Source organism: Streptomyces sp. NRRL F-5126, from assembly GCF_000721265.1.
In the GTDB taxonomy this organism is placed as follows: Bacteria; Actinomycetota; Actinomycetes; order Streptomycetales; family Streptomycetaceae; genus Streptomyces.
In genome coordinates, this window is record NZ_JOFZ01000003.1 from 209,967 (window position 1) to 223,856 (window position 13,890).

The 13,890-nt window shown below is 72.7% G+C and carries 12 protein-coding genes and 1 pseudogene; 7 read left to right on the plus strand and 6 right to left on the minus strand.

All coding sequences use genetic code 11. The features are described from left to right. Positions 1-35: 35 nt before the first annotated feature. On the plus strand, positions 36-860 hold the full coding sequence (locus IH48_RS0107430) for a hypothetical protein (RefSeq protein ID WP_030900786.1): 825 nt from the start codon (positions 36-38) through the stop codon (positions 858-860). 9 nt (positions 861-869) lie between these two features. Here the strand turns inward: IH48_RS0107430 and IH48_RS0107435 are convergent, their stop codons facing one another. Next, positions 870-1,490, minus strand: coding sequence for a hypothetical protein (locus IH48_RS0107435; RefSeq protein ID WP_324604291.1), 621 nt, complete (start codon positions 1,488-1,490; stop codon positions 870-872). A gap of 94 nt (positions 1,491-1,584) precedes the next feature. Here IH48_RS0107435 and IH48_RS33075 point away from each other — a divergent pair. Next, positions 1,585-2,099: pseudogene (locus IH48_RS33075) on the plus strand (GNAT family N-acetyltransferase). Between the two features lie 22 nt (positions 2,100-2,121). On the opposite strand, the gene IH48_RS0107445 reads toward IH48_RS33075, so the two are convergent. From IH48_RS0107445 to IH48_RS0107455, 3 genes are all read right to left on the minus strand, one after another. Further along, on the minus strand, positions 2,122-2,514 hold the full coding sequence (locus IH48_RS0107445) for a DUF4440 domain-containing protein (RefSeq protein WP_030900792.1): 393 nt from the start codon (positions 2,512-2,514) through the stop codon (positions 2,122-2,124). Positions 2,515-2,598: 84 nt separating this feature from the next. Beyond that, positions 2,599-4,266, minus strand: coding sequence for an AMP-binding protein (locus tag IH48_RS0107450; RefSeq protein WP_030900794.1), 1,668 nt, complete (start codon positions 4,264-4,266; stop codon positions 2,599-2,601). Next, positions 4,263-5,984, minus strand: a complete 1,722-nt coding sequence (locus tag IH48_RS0107455) for an AMP-binding protein (protein ID WP_037841229.1) — start codon at positions 5,982-5,984, stop codon at positions 4,263-4,265. The genes IH48_RS0107450 and IH48_RS0107455 overlap by 4 nt, the downstream gene beginning before the upstream one ends. Positions 5,985-6,114: 130 nt before the next feature. On the opposite strand from IH48_RS0107455, the gene IH48_RS0107460 reads away from it, so the two are divergent. From IH48_RS0107460 to IH48_RS0107480, 5 genes are all read left to right on the plus strand, one after another. Further along, on the plus strand, positions 6,115-6,939 hold the full coding sequence (locus IH48_RS0107460; protein ID WP_030900797.1) for a helix-turn-helix transcriptional regulator: 825 nt from the start codon (positions 6,115-6,117) through the stop codon (positions 6,937-6,939). A 214-nt stretch (positions 6,940-7,153) separates the two neighbouring features. Beyond that, the gene (locus tag IH48_RS0107465) at positions 7,154-8,428 is read left to right on the plus strand and encodes an ABC transporter substrate-binding protein (protein WP_037841232.1); all 1,275 of its coding nucleotides are present in this window, start codon (positions 7,154-7,156) and stop codon (positions 8,426-8,428) included. Next, on the plus strand, positions 8,425-9,411 hold the full coding sequence (locus IH48_RS0107470) for a carbohydrate ABC transporter permease (RefSeq protein WP_030900800.1): 987 nt from the start codon (positions 8,425-8,427) through the stop codon (positions 9,409-9,411). The genes IH48_RS0107465 and IH48_RS0107470 overlap by 4 nt, the downstream gene beginning before the upstream one ends. Beyond that, positions 9,404-10,246, plus strand: coding sequence for a carbohydrate ABC transporter permease (locus IH48_RS0107475; protein ID WP_030900802.1), 843 nt, complete (start codon positions 9,404-9,406; stop codon positions 10,244-10,246). The genes IH48_RS0107470 and IH48_RS0107475 overlap by 8 nt, the downstream gene beginning before the upstream one ends. 6 nt (positions 10,247-10,252) lie before the next feature. Continuing rightward, positions 10,253-11,479, plus strand: coding sequence for a Gfo/Idh/MocA family protein (locus IH48_RS0107480; RefSeq protein ID WP_051839327.1), 1,227 nt, complete (start codon positions 10,253-10,255; stop codon positions 11,477-11,479). A gap of 159 nt (positions 11,480-11,638) precedes the next feature. Here IH48_RS0107480 and IH48_RS0107485 read toward each other — a convergent pair whose 3' ends face one another. Together IH48_RS0107485 and IH48_RS0107490 are read right to left on the minus strand one after the other, a co-directional pair. After that, positions 11,639-12,532 (minus strand): hypothetical protein, encoded by an 894-nt coding sequence (locus IH48_RS0107485; protein ID WP_030900809.1) that lies wholly within the window; start codon positions 12,530-12,532, stop codon positions 11,639-11,641. Further along, on the minus strand, positions 12,532-13,824 hold the full coding sequence (locus IH48_RS0107490) for a VWA domain-containing protein (RefSeq protein WP_030900812.1): 1,293 nt from the start codon (positions 13,822-13,824) through the stop codon (positions 12,532-12,534). The genes IH48_RS0107485 and IH48_RS0107490 overlap by 1 nt, the downstream gene beginning before the upstream one ends. Between the last annotated feature and the right edge of the window lie 66 nt (positions 13,825-13,890).

The window sequence follows — 13,890 nt, forward strand, 5'->3', positions numbered from 1 at the left end:
GGCGGCATGGACGAGAGGCATATGGGGGGCACGCGATGGGAGCGGAGCAGGAGGTCACGGTGGACTGCCCGGCCTGCGGGCGCAGACACCACTACGCACCGCGGGCGTATGCCTGCGCCTGCGGCGCCCCGGTGGCGCCGCCACTGCCTGCCGAGGCACGCCCGGAGGCGGTGCCGCGGCGGTCGTGGACGGACGAGTGGGTCGTCGTGCGCTGCGCGGCCTGCGGACGGGACGGGCGCTGGCCGCAGCCCGAGGTCGACTGCCCGTGCGGCACGACGCTGCGCATACCCGTGCGCCTCCCCGGCCGCCCCGCGCCCGGTCAGTCGCCGCCCGCCGCCGGAGGGGGCGGCGACCCGGCGACCCGGGCCGGCGCCGGGGAGGCGCACGGCACGGGGCCGGCCTTACCGCGTGACTGGCCGCCGCACGACTGGTCGCCTCGCCCGTCCCACATACCGCTGCCGCGCACCGCGGCCGCGCCGAGGCCCGCGTTCCGTCCGCTGACGATCCGCACGGCGCGCGACGCCGTCACGGCTGCCGGCCTCTACCTGCGCTGGCTCGGCTTCCACGGCGTGGTGGCAGCGGAGCAGCGCCCCGAGTCCGGCATCGATCTGCGCGGCCCCGAGGTCGTCGCCCAGGTCGACCCGACGACGACCCGCACCCCGCTGCGGGCCGTGGAGTGCGTCTGGCTGTACGGGATGCAGGACGCGGCCGTCGGGGTGCTGTTCTCGCTCGCGGGCTACGCGGACGACGCGCGCGCCCGCGCCGACGAGCTGGATGTGCCGCTGTTCGTCATGGACCTCACGGGTACTCCGCGGCCGGTCAACACCGCCGCGGACGATCTCCTGTCCGCGGATGTCTGACGGGCTCGCTCACTTGGACAGGACGTTCGCGCCGATGATGAACAGGCCGAGCAGCACGTCCGCGCAGCCGACGCGGCACGCGGCTGCCCAGCGCTGCCCCGCCACCCTCGCGGCCCACAGCCCCCAGCCGAAGAGCGCCACGGTGTTGACGACGAGCGCCACGTCCAGCGCGCCGTCCTCGCTCCACCAGCCCGCGTAGGCGCCGAGGAGCGCTGCCACCGTCGGCATCGCCGCGGCGAGCAGCGGCCACTCCGTCAGCACCGACCACACCGTGCCGGGCCGCACTCTGCCGCGCACGATCTCGCGGTGGGCGATGGCGTGCGCGTAGCCGTGCGCCGCGGTGGCCGCCAGCGCGGCCACGAACACCCACAGTGCGTCGTAACCGGGATCGGGCGGGCCGCCCTCGTTGCCGAGCGCGGCCGCCAGCGCGCTGGCCAGCACGGACCCGTACACACCGCCGAACAGCAGCCGTTGCAGGGGCTCCCGGCGGCGCCCCGTCCACTGCCCGTGCGACCACCCGAGGGGCTCCCCGGACGCCTCTTCGCGCGGCTCCCCAACCTCCTCGCCGCGCGGCGTCCCGCCGGGTCCGCTCTCGCCGCTGGGCGCCTCGTCGCCGGGGGTGTCGGACACGCCGCCTCCTTCCGGGACGCGCGCGGGCCGGCGCCGCCCTCGCCGGTGACGATGTAACAGCAGGGGACGCGTGTCGTCCCGTAGGCTCCCCGGCATGTTCATACGACTGGCCACCCCGGGCGACCTGGCCGCGATCCCGGAGATCGAACTCGCCGCGGGCGAGCTGTTCCGCTCGGCCGGCATGGCCGAGGTCGCCGGGCACGCTCCCCCGTCACCCGACGTGCTGGAGGGCTACCGCAGCGCGGGCCGGGCATGGGTGAGCGTCGACGGCGCGGGACAGCCCGCCGCCTTCCTCCTGCACGAGGACCCCGACGGCACCGAAGGCGCCGCACACATCGAACAGGTGTCGGTCCTCCCGCGGCCGCGCACCGCGGACTCGGACGCGCGCTCATCGACCACCTGGGCGAGCGGACGGGGCGGCCGTTGACCCTGACGACGTTCACGGACATCCCTTGGAACGCGCCGTACTACACACGCCTCGGCTTCCGCGTGCTGGACGCGGGCGAGCTGACCGAAGGGCTGCGGGAGATCAGGCGCGCGGAGGCCGCCATGGGCCTCGACGCGTGGCCGCGCGTGTGCATGCGCAGGGAGGCGGGCGCCCGGGCGTGACGCGGCGCGGCGGCCGGCGCGGTCAGCCGTCCCACCCCATGTCCGACACGGTGAACGCGGTGCCCTGCGTGAAGTAGAGCTGCCAGCCGCCCCCGTCCGTCCGGCGCCACAGGGAGCTGCGGTGCACCCGCCGCTCCCTGATGTTGAGGTCGAACGTGAGCAGCACCAGATCGGGCGCGAGCTCCCGGGCCACCATCCCGCTGACCGTGCCTGGTGTGGTGGTACGCGCCCACTCCCTCAGCTCCTCGATGTAGGACTGGCGGTCCCACGACCTGCCCGAGGAGCCGAAGGAGCGGAACGCCGGGTGCAGCAGCTCGCCGAGCAGCCTCGGGGAGCTGAAGACCGCCGGGTCGAGGAAGCGCAGCTCGCCCTCGATGGCCGCGGTAGCCGGGTCCGGTGCGTCACCATTGCTCACTCATGCCATCCTGCCCGACGCACGGCCGGCACGCGGCCAGGACACCCCCGGACGAGCTCGCCCGGCGGCCGCACGGTCGCGGTGTCAGTCCGCCGCCGGGGCGGAGAAGCGCTCCCTCAGTTCGATCTTCCTGACCTTCCCGCTCACCGTCATCGGGAACGCGTCCACGACCTCCACCCGCCGCGGGACCTTGTAGTGCGCGAGTCGGCCCTCGCAGTACGCGGCGATCTCGTCGGCGCCCGGCGGGTCGCCCGCGTCGCGGGGGATCACGCAGGCGAGCACCTCCTCGCCGTAGCGGGCGTCCGGTACGCCCACCACCTGGACGTCGGCGATCTTCGGGTGCGTGTGGAGGAACTCCTCGACCTCGCGCGGATAGATGTTCTCGCCGCCCCTGATGATCATGTCCTTGATCCGGCCGACGATCTGTACGTAGCCGTCCTCCCTGATCACCGCGAGGTCCCCGGTGTGCATCCAGCGGCCTGCGTCCACCACCTCGGACGTGTGCGCGGGGTCGCGCCAGTAGCCGAGCATCACGCTGTACCCGCGGGTGCACAGCTCGCCCGCCTCGCCGCGCCGCAGCGTGACGCCCGTCGCCGGGTCGACGACCTTGACCTCGATGTGCGGCAGCGCGCGGCCCGCGGTGCCGGTGCGGCGCTCCAGGTCGTCGTCGGCGCGGGTCTGCGTGGACACCGGGGACGTCTCCGTCATGCCGTAGCAGATGGAGACCTCGGCCATGTTCATCTCGGCGACGACCCGCTTCATCACCTCGACCGGGCACGGCGATCCCGCCATGATCCCGGTGCGCAGCGAGGACAGGTCGTAGGCGGCGAAGTCCGGCAGGTCCAGCTCGGCGATGAACATCGTCGGCACGCCGTACAGGGAGGTGCACCGCTCCTGCTGCACGGCGCGCAGCGTGTCGCCGGGGCCGAAGGAGGCGGCCGGGATCACGATGCAGGCGCCGTGCGAGGTGGCGCCCAGATTTCCCATGACCATGCCGAAGCAGTGGTAGAAGGGGACAGGCAGGCACACCCTGTCGTGCTCGGTGTACTTCACCGTCTCACCCACGAAGTACCCGTTGTTGAGGATGTTGTGGTGGGAGAGCGTCGCCCCCTTGGGGAATCCGGTGGTGCCGGACGTGTACTGGATGTTGATGGGATCGTCGCAGGACAACTGCGCTTCCCGCGCGTGGAGTTCGCCGGTCGTCGCGCCCTGGGCGGCAGACAGCAGCTCGTCCCAGCTCGGGTCGCCGATGTAGTGCACGGCCCGCAGCCCGGGGCAGCGGGGTGCCACCTCCTCGACCATCGCACGGTAGTCGCTCGTACGGTGCCCGAGCGAGGCCACGAGCAGGGAGATCCCCGACTGGCCGAGGACGAACTCGAGCTCGTGGGCGCGGTACGCCGGGTTGATGTTGACCATGATCGCGCCGATGCGGGCCGTCGCGTACTGGACGAGCACCCACTCCGGGCAGTTGACCGCCCAGATGCCGACGCGGTCGCCCTTGGCCACGCCGCGTGCGAGCAGGGCGCGCGCCAGCTCCTCCACGTCGGCGCCGAAGCGCGCGTAGGTCCAGCGGCGGCCGGACGGCACGTCGACGAGCGCCTCGCGGTCCGGGTACGCGGCGACCGCGCGTGCGAGGTTCTCGCCGATGGTGTCGCCGAGCAGCGCGGTGGTGCCGGTGCCGTGCGTGTACGCGTGCGGCGCCGGCGCGCCCGTGTGGGCCGGAGTGGTGCCTGCGGGGGTTTGGGACGTCATGCCGGATCCCCTTCCGCGTACTCCGCGGCGGAGCCCGCCGCGGTGGCCTCGCGCAGCTCGATCCTGCGGATCTTGCCGGAGACCGTCTTCGGCAGGTCGGCGAACTCGAGCCGCTTCACGCGCTTGTAGGGGGCGAGTACGGCGCGCGAGTGCTCGAAGATCGCCTTCGCCGTCTCGGGCCCCGGCTGCCACCCCTCGGCGAGCACCACATACGCCTTGGGTACGGCGAGCCGCACGGGATCGGGCGCCGGCACGACCGCCGCCTCGGCGACCGCCGGATGTTCGAGCAGGGCGCTCTCCAGCTCGAAGGGGCTGATCTTGTAGTCGCTGGCCTTGAAGACGTCGTCGCTGCGGCCCACGTAGGTGAGGTAGCCGTCGGCGTCCCTGGTGCCGATGTCGCCGGTGCGGTAGTAGCCGCCCGCCATGGCCTGGGCCGTGCGCTCCTGGTCTCCGTGGTAGCCCGCCATCAGGCCGACGGGCCGGTGCGCGAGGTCGAGGCTGATCTCGCCCTCGGCGGCGCCCGGTTCGCCGGTGATCGGGTCGAGCAGTTCGACACTGAACCCGGGCAGCGGGCGGCCCATGGAGCCCGCCTTGAGCAGCTGGCCGGGCGAGTTGGCGATCTGCACGGCCGTCTCCGTCTGGCCGAACCCGTCCCTGATCGTGACACCCCACTCGCGCCGTACCGTCTCGATGACCTCGGGGTTGAGCGGTTCCCCCGCCGCCACGGCCTCGCGCGGCGGGGTGCGCAGCTGGGAGAGGTCGGCCTGGATGAGCATCCGCCAGACCGTGGGCGGCGCGCAGAAGCTGGTGACGCCGGCGGCGTCCATCTCGGCCATGAGGCGGGTCGCGTCGAACCGCGTGTAGTTGTGGATGAAGACCGTGGCCTCCGCGTTCCACGGACCGAAGAGGTTCGACCAGGCGTGCTTGGCCCAGCCCGGCGAGGCGATGTTCAGGTGGACGTCGCCGGGGCGCAGGCCGATCCAGTACATGGTCGCGAGGTGGCCGATCGGGTACGAGACGTGCGTGTGCTCGACGAGCTTGGGCCGGGCCGTGGTGCCCGAGGTGAAGTACAGCATCAGCGGGTCGTCCGCCGCGGTGAGGCCCCCTGGGGTGAAGGACTCGGGCGCGGCGTAGGCGTCCTCGTAGGCGAGCCAGCCGTCCGGCAGGGGGTCGGCGCCGACGGCGATGCGGGTGTAGCGACCGGGCACACCGCCGAACTTGCCGGTGTCGGCGGCCCGCACGATCACGTGGCGGGCGCGGCCGCGCTCGACCCGGTCGCGGAGGTCGAGGGTGCCGAGGAGCGGGGTCGCGGGGATGACGACGGCACGCAGCTTGATGGCGGCGAGGGCCGTCTCCCACAGCTCGACCTGGTTGCCGAGCATCACGACGATGCGGTCGCCGGGCCTGACGCCCTGCTCGCGCAGCCAGTTGGCGGCCCGGTCGGACGCCTCGGCCATCTCGGGGAAGGTGCGGCGGGTGCGGGTGCCGTCCTCCTCCACGATGTGCAGGCAGTCCCGTTCCCGGTTCGCCGGGTCGGCGGCGATCCGGTCGAACCAGTCGAGTGCCCAGTTGAAGTGGGTGGGGCGGGGCCAGACGAACCCCTCGTACGCGCCCGCGTAGTCCTCGCGGTGTTCGAGCAGGAAGTCGCGGGCCGCCCTGAACCGACCCGTCGGGTCGCCCGGCCGGCCGCCCGGGCCTGTGGTGCCGCCTGCCGTCATGTCTCGTCCTCCTCGTCGCCGGCCGTTCGCCGCCGTTCGCCGGAACCCTTACCCGCATCGTGCAATCAGTGATACAGGTCGGGGCACCCCCGGACGGGGGTAACGCGGAAGACGCTGGAGGGACGCAGGCGTGACGGCGACCGACGAGGCCCTGGAGATACGGTCCGCGCTGCTCGCGCTGCGCAGGTCGGCGGGGCTGCCCGTCGCGTTCGGCGGGCTGCTGCACGACGGGGCGAGCCTCCGGCTCACCGAGCTCACGGGCGCGTCGACGGCCGCGCTGAGCGGCCTGCTGATCTCGTCGGGCAACGGTGTCGGCGGCCGGGCGGTGGCGCTCGGCAGGCCCTGCGGGGTGGCGGACTACGCCCAGGCGCGGCACATCAGCCACGAGTACGACGCGGCGGTGGCCGCGGAGGGGCTGCGCTCGGTGCTCGCGGTGCCCGTGGTGGTGCGGCGGCGGGTGCGCGGCGTGCTGTACGGCGCGCTCAGGGCGCCGCTGCCCATCGGCGACCGGGTCTTCGACGCGGCGGTCGCCGCGGCGCGTGACGTGGAGCAGGCGCTGGCGGTGCGGGACGAGGCACGGCGCCTGCTGGCCTCGACGCGCGAGCCGGTGGCGGGCCCCGGCGCGTGGGAGGAGGTGCGGGCCGCGCACGGCGAACTGCGGGCGCTGGCGCCGCGCGTGGGCGACCCGCACCTGCGGGCGGCGCTGCTCGCGGCGTGCGCGCGGCTGTCGGGCGCCGCGGCGCCCTCCCCCGAGCGGCGGGTGGCGCTGACGCCGCGCGAGGTGGACGTGCTGTCGTGCGTGGCGTCGGGCGCGACCAACGCCTCGGCCGCCGAGGCGCTCGGTGTGCGTCCTGAGACGGTGAAGGCGTATCTGCGCTCCGCGATGCGCAAGCTGGGCGCGCACACCCGCCTGGAGGCGGTCGTGGCCGCCCGCCGCGCGGGGCTGCTGCCGTAGCTGCCCGCCTGGCCGCAGCGTACGCGCCGCGAGCATCCTCAGACCTCACTCGTGCTCACAGATGATTGAACATGCCCTTGACGCGTCATTTTTGAGCAATTAGCGTCCACGGACAAGTCGTCAAGGACCAGCGACCCACTGCTGCTCCGGGCAGCGGTTACCGCGGTCCCGGCGCGGTTCCACCTCCCCCCACCGGTTCCCAGAAAGGCTCCGCGTGCGCAGAAGAGCCCTCCTCACGGCGGCCGCCACGACCGCGCTCGCGGCCGGGTGCGGCAGCCCCTCCGCCTCCTCCTCGAAGTCCGGGCGCGGCCGCCTCACCTACGGCGTCTGGGACGTCTACCAGATGGACGCCATGCGCCGGGCGGCCAGGGAGTTCGAGAAGACCCGGCCGGGGGTGAGCGTGGACGTGCAGCTCACCCCGAACGGCACGTACTGGACCAAGCTGCGCACCGCGTGCACCAGCGGCTCCGCACCGGACGTGTTCTGGATGAACGGCCCCAACTTCGGCCTGTACGCGGATGCCGGCCAGCTCCTGCCCCTGGAGACGAGCGGCGCGAACGCCGTGCTCGACCCGGGCGACTACCCTGCCGACCTGGTCTCGCTATACCGGTGGAACGGGACGCAGTACGGGGCGCCGAAGGACTTCGACACGGTCGCGCTCTGGTTCAACAAGGAGCTGTTCGACCGGGCGGGCGTCGACCATCCCGACGCGAGCTGGACCTGGCAGGACCTCATCGCCAACGCCCAGCGGCTGACCGACCGCAAGCGCGGCACGTACGGTCTCGCGGCGCCCGTCTGGGCGCAGGAGTACTACTACGACTCGATCGCCCAGGCCGGCGGCTGGGTGATCTCGAAGGACCGCAAGCGCTCCGGCTACAGCGACCCGCGCACCCGGGAGGGCCTGCGGCTGTGGGTGGACATGATCCACCGGTACAAGGCCTCGCCCACGCTCCAGCAGCTCACCGACACGGACGCGACGCAGATGTTCCAGTCGGGAAAGGTGGCCATGGTGCAGGACGCCTCGTACAACGCGGCCACGTTCTACGCCGACCCGGAACTGCGCGCCAAGGTCGACGTGGCACCGCTGGCGAAGGGCAGGCGCCGCGCCACGATCATCCACGGCCTCGCGAACGTCGTGTACGCGCGCACCGCCCAGCCGGAACTCGCCAGGGACTTCGTGCGGTTCATGTCGGGCAGGCGCGCCTCGCTGATCCAGGGCAAGTACGGGACGGCCATCCCGGCGTTCAACGGCACCCAGCAGACGTGGGCCGACGCCATGCCGCGCTTCGACCTCAAAGTGCACCTGGACGCCGTCGGCTACTCGGTGCCCTACCCGATCTCGACCAACACCGCCGCGTGGTCGCACCAGGAGCTGCGGTGGCTGGCCCGGGCGTGGAGCGGGGACGAGAGCCTCACCGACGCGACCCGTTCGCTCACCGAGGCGATGGACAAGCTGCTCGCGCAGGAAGGGAAGGGCGGCAGCCGATGAGCATCGACACCCGGCCCGCCCCGGCCGTGCCGGCGGCGCGGGCCTCGGCGGCCGCGGACGTCCGCGCGCGGCGCAGGCGCGAGCGGCGATTCCTGCACCGCGACAAGTGGTGGGGCTACGCCCTCATCGCCCCGGCGGGTCTCGGCCTCGCGGTCTTCTACCTGTGGCCCGTGCTGGAGACGCTGTACTACAGCTTCAACGACTGGGGCGCGTTCGGCGGCACCACCTGGACGGGTCTGTCCAACTACCGCACGCTGGTGACAGATCCGGAGTTCTGGCACTCGCTGGAGAACACCGCCGTCTACACCGTGCTGGTGCTGCTGGGCATTCCGCTCTCCATGCTGCTCGCCGTCCTGCTGAACGTGAAGGGGATGCGCGGCACCGGGGTGTACAGGACGCTGTACTTCCTGCCCGTCGTCACGATGCCCGCGGCCGTCGCCGTCGTGTGGCGCTGGCTCTACAACGGCGACGTCGGGATCATCAACCAGGCGCTCTCCGCCATCGGCGTGCACGGCACGTACTGGGTGTCCGACCCGGCCACCGTCCACTTCGCCGTCGCCGTGGTGGGCGTGTGGATGACCGTCGGGTACAACATGATCCTGCTGCTCGCCGGGCTCCAGTCCATACCCCAGGACTACTACGAGGCGGCCTCCCTCGACGGGGCGGGGCGCGTGCGGCAGTTCTTCTCCGTCACGCTGCCCCTGCTCAGCCCGACGGTGTTCTTCACGACGGTGCTGTCCGTCATCCAGTCCCTCCAGGTCTTCGACCTCGTCTACTTGATCCTGGGCGCCAACACCGGGGCCGGCATCACCAATCCGGCGTACACCGACGGCGAGACGGTCGTGATGCTCTTCTTCCAGAAGGCGTTCTACGACAACCAGCGCGGTTACGGCGCTGCCATCGTGTGCGCGCTCTTCGTCCTGATCCTGGCGCTGACGGCCGTCCAGTTCCGCTTGCAGAAGAGGTGGGTCCACTATGGCTGAGACGACTCGGCGCACCGGCCGCGAGGGCCGGCGGTGGCCGGCCCACCTGCTGCTCACGGTCGGCGCGGTGGTGACGGTCTTCCCGCTGCTGTGGGAGGTGCTGACCTCTTTCAAGAGCTTCGGCGAGTCCACGCGCGTGCCGCCGACGATCCTGCCGCGGTACTGGGACTGGTCGAACTACGCGACGGTGTTCTCGTCCATCCCCTTCGCCCACGAGTTCGTCAACACACTGCTCATGACGCTGCTGCGCACCGCGGCCCAGCTGCTGCTGTGCTCGATGGCCGCCTACGCGTTCGCGCGGATCCGCTTCCCGGGGCGCGGCCCGATCTTCCTCGCGTTCCTCGCCGTGCTGATGGTGCCGGGTGAGCTGTTCCTGCTGCCGCAGTACCAGATCATGCAGGACCTCGGCTGGCTCAACTCGCTGCAGGCGCTGGTCGTCCCGGGGATGTTCAGCGCCTTCGGGACGTTCCTGCTGCGCCAGTTCTTCATGGGCCTGCCGGTCGAGCTGGAGGAGGCGGCGCGTCTCGACGGCGCCAACCCGTTCACCGTCTACTGGCGCGTCGCGCTGCCGCTGGCGCGCCCGGGGCTGCTGGCGCTCGGCATCCTGACCTTCCTGTGGTCGTGGAACGACCTGATGTGGCCGCTGGTCGTCAACACCGACCCCGCGCAGATGCCACTGTCCGCCGGGCTCGCCTCGCTGCAGGGGTCCCACCTCACCGACTACCCGGTCCTCATGGCCGGTTCCCTCCTCGCCACGCTCCCGGTGATCGTGGTCTTCGTCGCGATGCAACGACACTTCATCCAGGGCATCGCCTTCTCCGGCATGAAGGGCTGAACAACCATGACAGACACCTCCACGGACGCCACCGCGGGCGGCGGCACCCGCACCCGCGACCTGCGCCTGGCCGTGGTCGGCCTCGGGATGCGGGCCGGCCTGGCGCGCGAGGCGCACCGCCCGGGCGAGGGTGCGGCGGTGGTGGCGGCGGTCGACACCGATCCGGGCGCGCACGACCGGGCCCGCGAGTGGTTCGGCGACGACGTGCGCCTGCACGGCGGCCACCACGAGCTGCTGGCAGCCGAGGAGCTCGACGCGGTCTTCGTCATCACCCCCGATGACACGCACGAGGCCATCGCGGTGGACCTGCTCGAAGCGGGCGTGGCGGTGTTCGTGGAGAAGCCGCTCGCCATCACCACGGAGGGCTGCGACCGCGTGCTTGAGGCGGCGAAGCGCGGCGGCGCCCGGCTCTACGTGGGGCACAACATGCGCCACATGCCGGTGGTGCGCGTGATGCGCGACCTGGTGCTGCGCGGCGAGATCGGCGAGGTGAAGGCCGTGTGGTGCCGCCACTTCGTGGGCCACGGCGGTGACTTCTACTTCAAGGACTGGCACGCGGACCGCAGCAGGACGACGAGCCTGCTGCTCCAGAAGGGCGCCCACGACCTCGACGTCATCCACTGGCTGGCCGGCGGCTACACCGAGCGCGTCGCCGCGCTCGGCGGGCTCACGCTCTACGGCGACATCGAGGACCGCTCGGGCCAGGCGCCGGGATCGGTGATGCCCGACTGGCTCGACCCGGAGCGCAACTGGCCGCCGCTGTCGAACACGGGGCTCAACCCGGTCGTCGACGTCGAGGACCTGTCGATGGTGGTCATGCGCCTGGACAACGGGGTGCACGCCAGCTACCAGCAGTGCCACTACACGCCCGACTACTGGCGCAACTACATGGTCATCGGCACCGAGGGGCGTCTCGAGAACTTCGGCGACGACGGCGAGAGCGCCGAGGTGCGCGTGTGGAAGCGCAGGAGCGACTACCGCGCCGACGCCGACCTGGTCGTCCCGATGCCGCCCGTGAGCGGCGGGCACGGCGGCGCGGACCCGCTGCTGGTTGCGGAGTTCCTCGAGTTCGTGCGCACCGGGGCCGACACGGACACCAGCCCGGTCGCGGCCAGGGAGGCCGTCGCGGCGGGCTGCGCGGCGACGGAGTCGCTGCGCGGCGACGGGCGCCCGGTGACGGTCCGTCGGACGTCCCCGGAGCTCGCCCGGTGGTTCGCCGACGGCCAGCGATGACGGTCGCCGCGGCTGCGGCGGGCGCGCCCGGCGACGTAGATCGCCGGGTGCGCCCGCGCGTCCGGGCCTGCGGCCCGGCCCGGCCCCCTGGGCCGCACGGCGGGCGCCCCGCCCGGGGGTGGGCCACCGCCCGGGCTGGCCCCGGGTCGGGCGCCGAGGCTACCGGGGCGCGCCCGGGTAGCCGGGCGGCGGCGCTACTCGGCGGCGTGGCCTGGCGAGGTGGTAGCCGCCGACGCCGGCGAGCGCGGCGCCCACCGCTCCTCCGCCCGTCCACAGCCAGCGGTCGGTCCACCAGCCGGACGACCAGCCGCCGTCGGGCTTGTCGGACGCCGTCACGACATCCGATGACGTGAGCGTGGGCGAGGGCGAGGGCGATGCACCGTCGCCGGCGTCCGAGTCCGGCGACGCCGCCGCGTTCGGCACCAGCGGCGCTGCGAGCTTCCCGCCGACCTCGAACGCCCCGCCCTTGTCGGGCGCCGACACCGACACGTCCGCCGTCATCGGCAGGCCGAGGTCGCCGCGTTCCGCGTGCGTGGCCGTCAGGCGGATGTAGTAGTCGCCCGGCAGCGGGTCGTTCGACCACGGCTCGGCCCAGGCACGCACCGTGCGCAGTGTGCAGCTCAGCTCCACGGTGTCCTCGCCCGGCGCGAGCGACCGAGTCTGCATCCCGTACATGCACGGCTGGCGGCGCCGCAGTCCGTCGTAGACGTCGACCTGCCAGGTCGTCGAGGACTTCCGCACCGACGTGCCGGGGAACGTCACCTTGGCGCTCACCGTGGGCCGCTGCCCGGTGTCCACCGGCACCCGCCAGTACAGGTAGTCGCCCGTCGAGGCGTCCGCCGTGGCGTGCTGTCCCGCCAGGAACGGCTGCGCCGTCCGGAAGGAGGTGCCGGCCTCCGTGGGTCCCTGGCCGCCGCCGTCCGTCGCGCCGTCCGTCGCACTGGCCGACGCCGACGCCGGCGCCGACGAGTCGGCCGCGGCAGTCCCCGCCGCACCCATGAGCACCGCAGCCGCCGCGATCAACAGCGCCGCGCTCCCGCGTATCGCCCGCATCAGTTCGACCTCCAGATCGCCACTCGCCACCGCGAGACCCAGCCCCACACGATCCCGGCGGCGAAGCCGACGACGATGAGCGTGCCGATCAGCCACCAGCCGCGCCCGAGCCCGAACGCCGCCGCGTCAGAGGCGGCATGCGGCGCGTCGACCAGGTTGACGGCCAGTTCGACGGGCAGTCCCGGTGTCCTCTTCGTCGAGGTGGGTGCTGAGTAGGAGTTGCTCACTTCGAGGCACACCGTCTCGGCCGGTGCCGCGTCGCCGTCATCGCCCGTGCCGGTATCGGGGTGCGGGTAGCGCAGGCCGGCCGAGATGACGTCCGTGCGCCCGCTGCCCTCCTGCTGGCCCCTGACGATCTCCCTGCCGTGCACGGTCACCGCGCGCAGCAGGACGCCGTAGTCCGGGTCGACCTGCCGGTCGTCGGCGACGCTCACGGAGGCGCGCAGCTCCTGGCCCGCCGGCACGTCGACGCGGTACCAGCGGTGCTGGGCGAACTCCTCGCGGTCGCTGTAGAGCCCGGGCCCCAGCTTCGGGGCGGTGGAGCAGTCGCCCGTGCCGCTCGTCGCGACGGGCGTGTTCGTCGCGGATGCGGCCCGGTGCACCAGCTGGCCGACGCGGCCCGACAGTTCGGCCCGGTGCTTGACGGACGTGTAGGTGCCGCCCGTCGCCTCGGCGATGCAGGACAGCTGCGCCTGCGTCTTGGTGTCGGGCACGAGGCCGAGGGTGTCGACGGTGAGGTGGACGCCCTTCGCGGCGATCTCGCGCGCCACGTCGCACGGGTCGGGCGGCGAGCAGGTGTCCTCGCCGTCGCTGATGAGGACGATGCGGCGGCTGCCGTCGCCGCCGGAGAGGTCCTTGGCCGCCGCGAGCAGCGCGGGGCCGATGGGAGTCCAGCCGGTCGGTTCGAGTGTGCCGACGGCGGTCTTCGCCTCTTCACGGTCGAGGGGGCCCACCGGGTAGAGCTGCTTGGTGTCCTTGCAGCCGACCTTGAGGCTCTTGCCCGGGTAAGTGGCGCCGAGCGTGCGTATGCCGAGGTCGACGCCGCTCGGCACGGTGTCGATGACCTGGTCGAACGCCTGCTTGGCGGCCGTCATGCGGGTCTGTCCGTCGATGTCGCGGGTGGACATGGAGCCGCTGACATCGAGTACCAGGTCGACCTTCGCGGTCGGTGTGTCCGCCGCCGCGGTGCCCGGTTCGTCGTCCGCCGACGCGGCGCCGGGGGCCAGGAACCCGATAGTGAGGGCGGCCAGCAGCGCGCACGCGGCGCCCGCCGACCGTTTACTTATGATCATCGCCGGATGATAGTGAAACCGCCGACCGGTGGCCAAACGGGAGTTGATGAGCCATCAGATCCCGGG

What these genes read in the sequence shown, in the direction of transcription:
- IH48_RS0107430 (WP_030900786.1), top strand. Translation starts at nt 36, where the DNA reads ATGGGAGCGGAGCAGGAGGTCACGGTGGACTGCCCGGCCTGCGGGCGC.
- IH48_RS0107450 (WP_030900794.1), bottom strand. Translation starts at nt 4,266, where the DNA reads ATGACGTCCCAAACCCCCGCAGGCACCACTCCGGCCCACACGGGCGCG.
- IH48_RS0107455 (WP_037841229.1), bottom strand. Translation starts at nt 5,984, where the DNA reads ATGACGGCAGGCGGCACCACAGGCCCGGGCGGCCGGCCGGGCGACCCG.
- IH48_RS0107470 (WP_030900800.1), top strand. Translation starts at nt 8,425, where the DNA reads ATGAGCATCGACACCCGGCCCGCCCCGGCCGTGCCGGCGGCGCGGGCC.
- IH48_RS0107475 (WP_030900802.1), top strand. Translation starts at nt 9,404, where the DNA reads ATGGCTGAGACGACTCGGCGCACCGGCCGCGAGGGCCGGCGGTGGCCG.
- IH48_RS0107480 (WP_051839327.1), top strand. Translation starts at nt 10,253, where the DNA reads ATGACAGACACCTCCACGGACGCCACCGCGGGCGGCGGCACCCGCACC.
- IH48_RS0107485 (WP_030900809.1), bottom strand. Translation starts at nt 12,532, where the DNA reads ATGCGGGCGATACGCGGGAGCGCGGCGCTGTTGATCGCGGCGGCTGCG.
- IH48_RS0107490 (WP_030900812.1), bottom strand. Translation starts at nt 13,824, where the DNA reads ATGATCATAAGTAAACGGTCGGCGGGCGCCGCGTGCGCGCTGCTGGCC.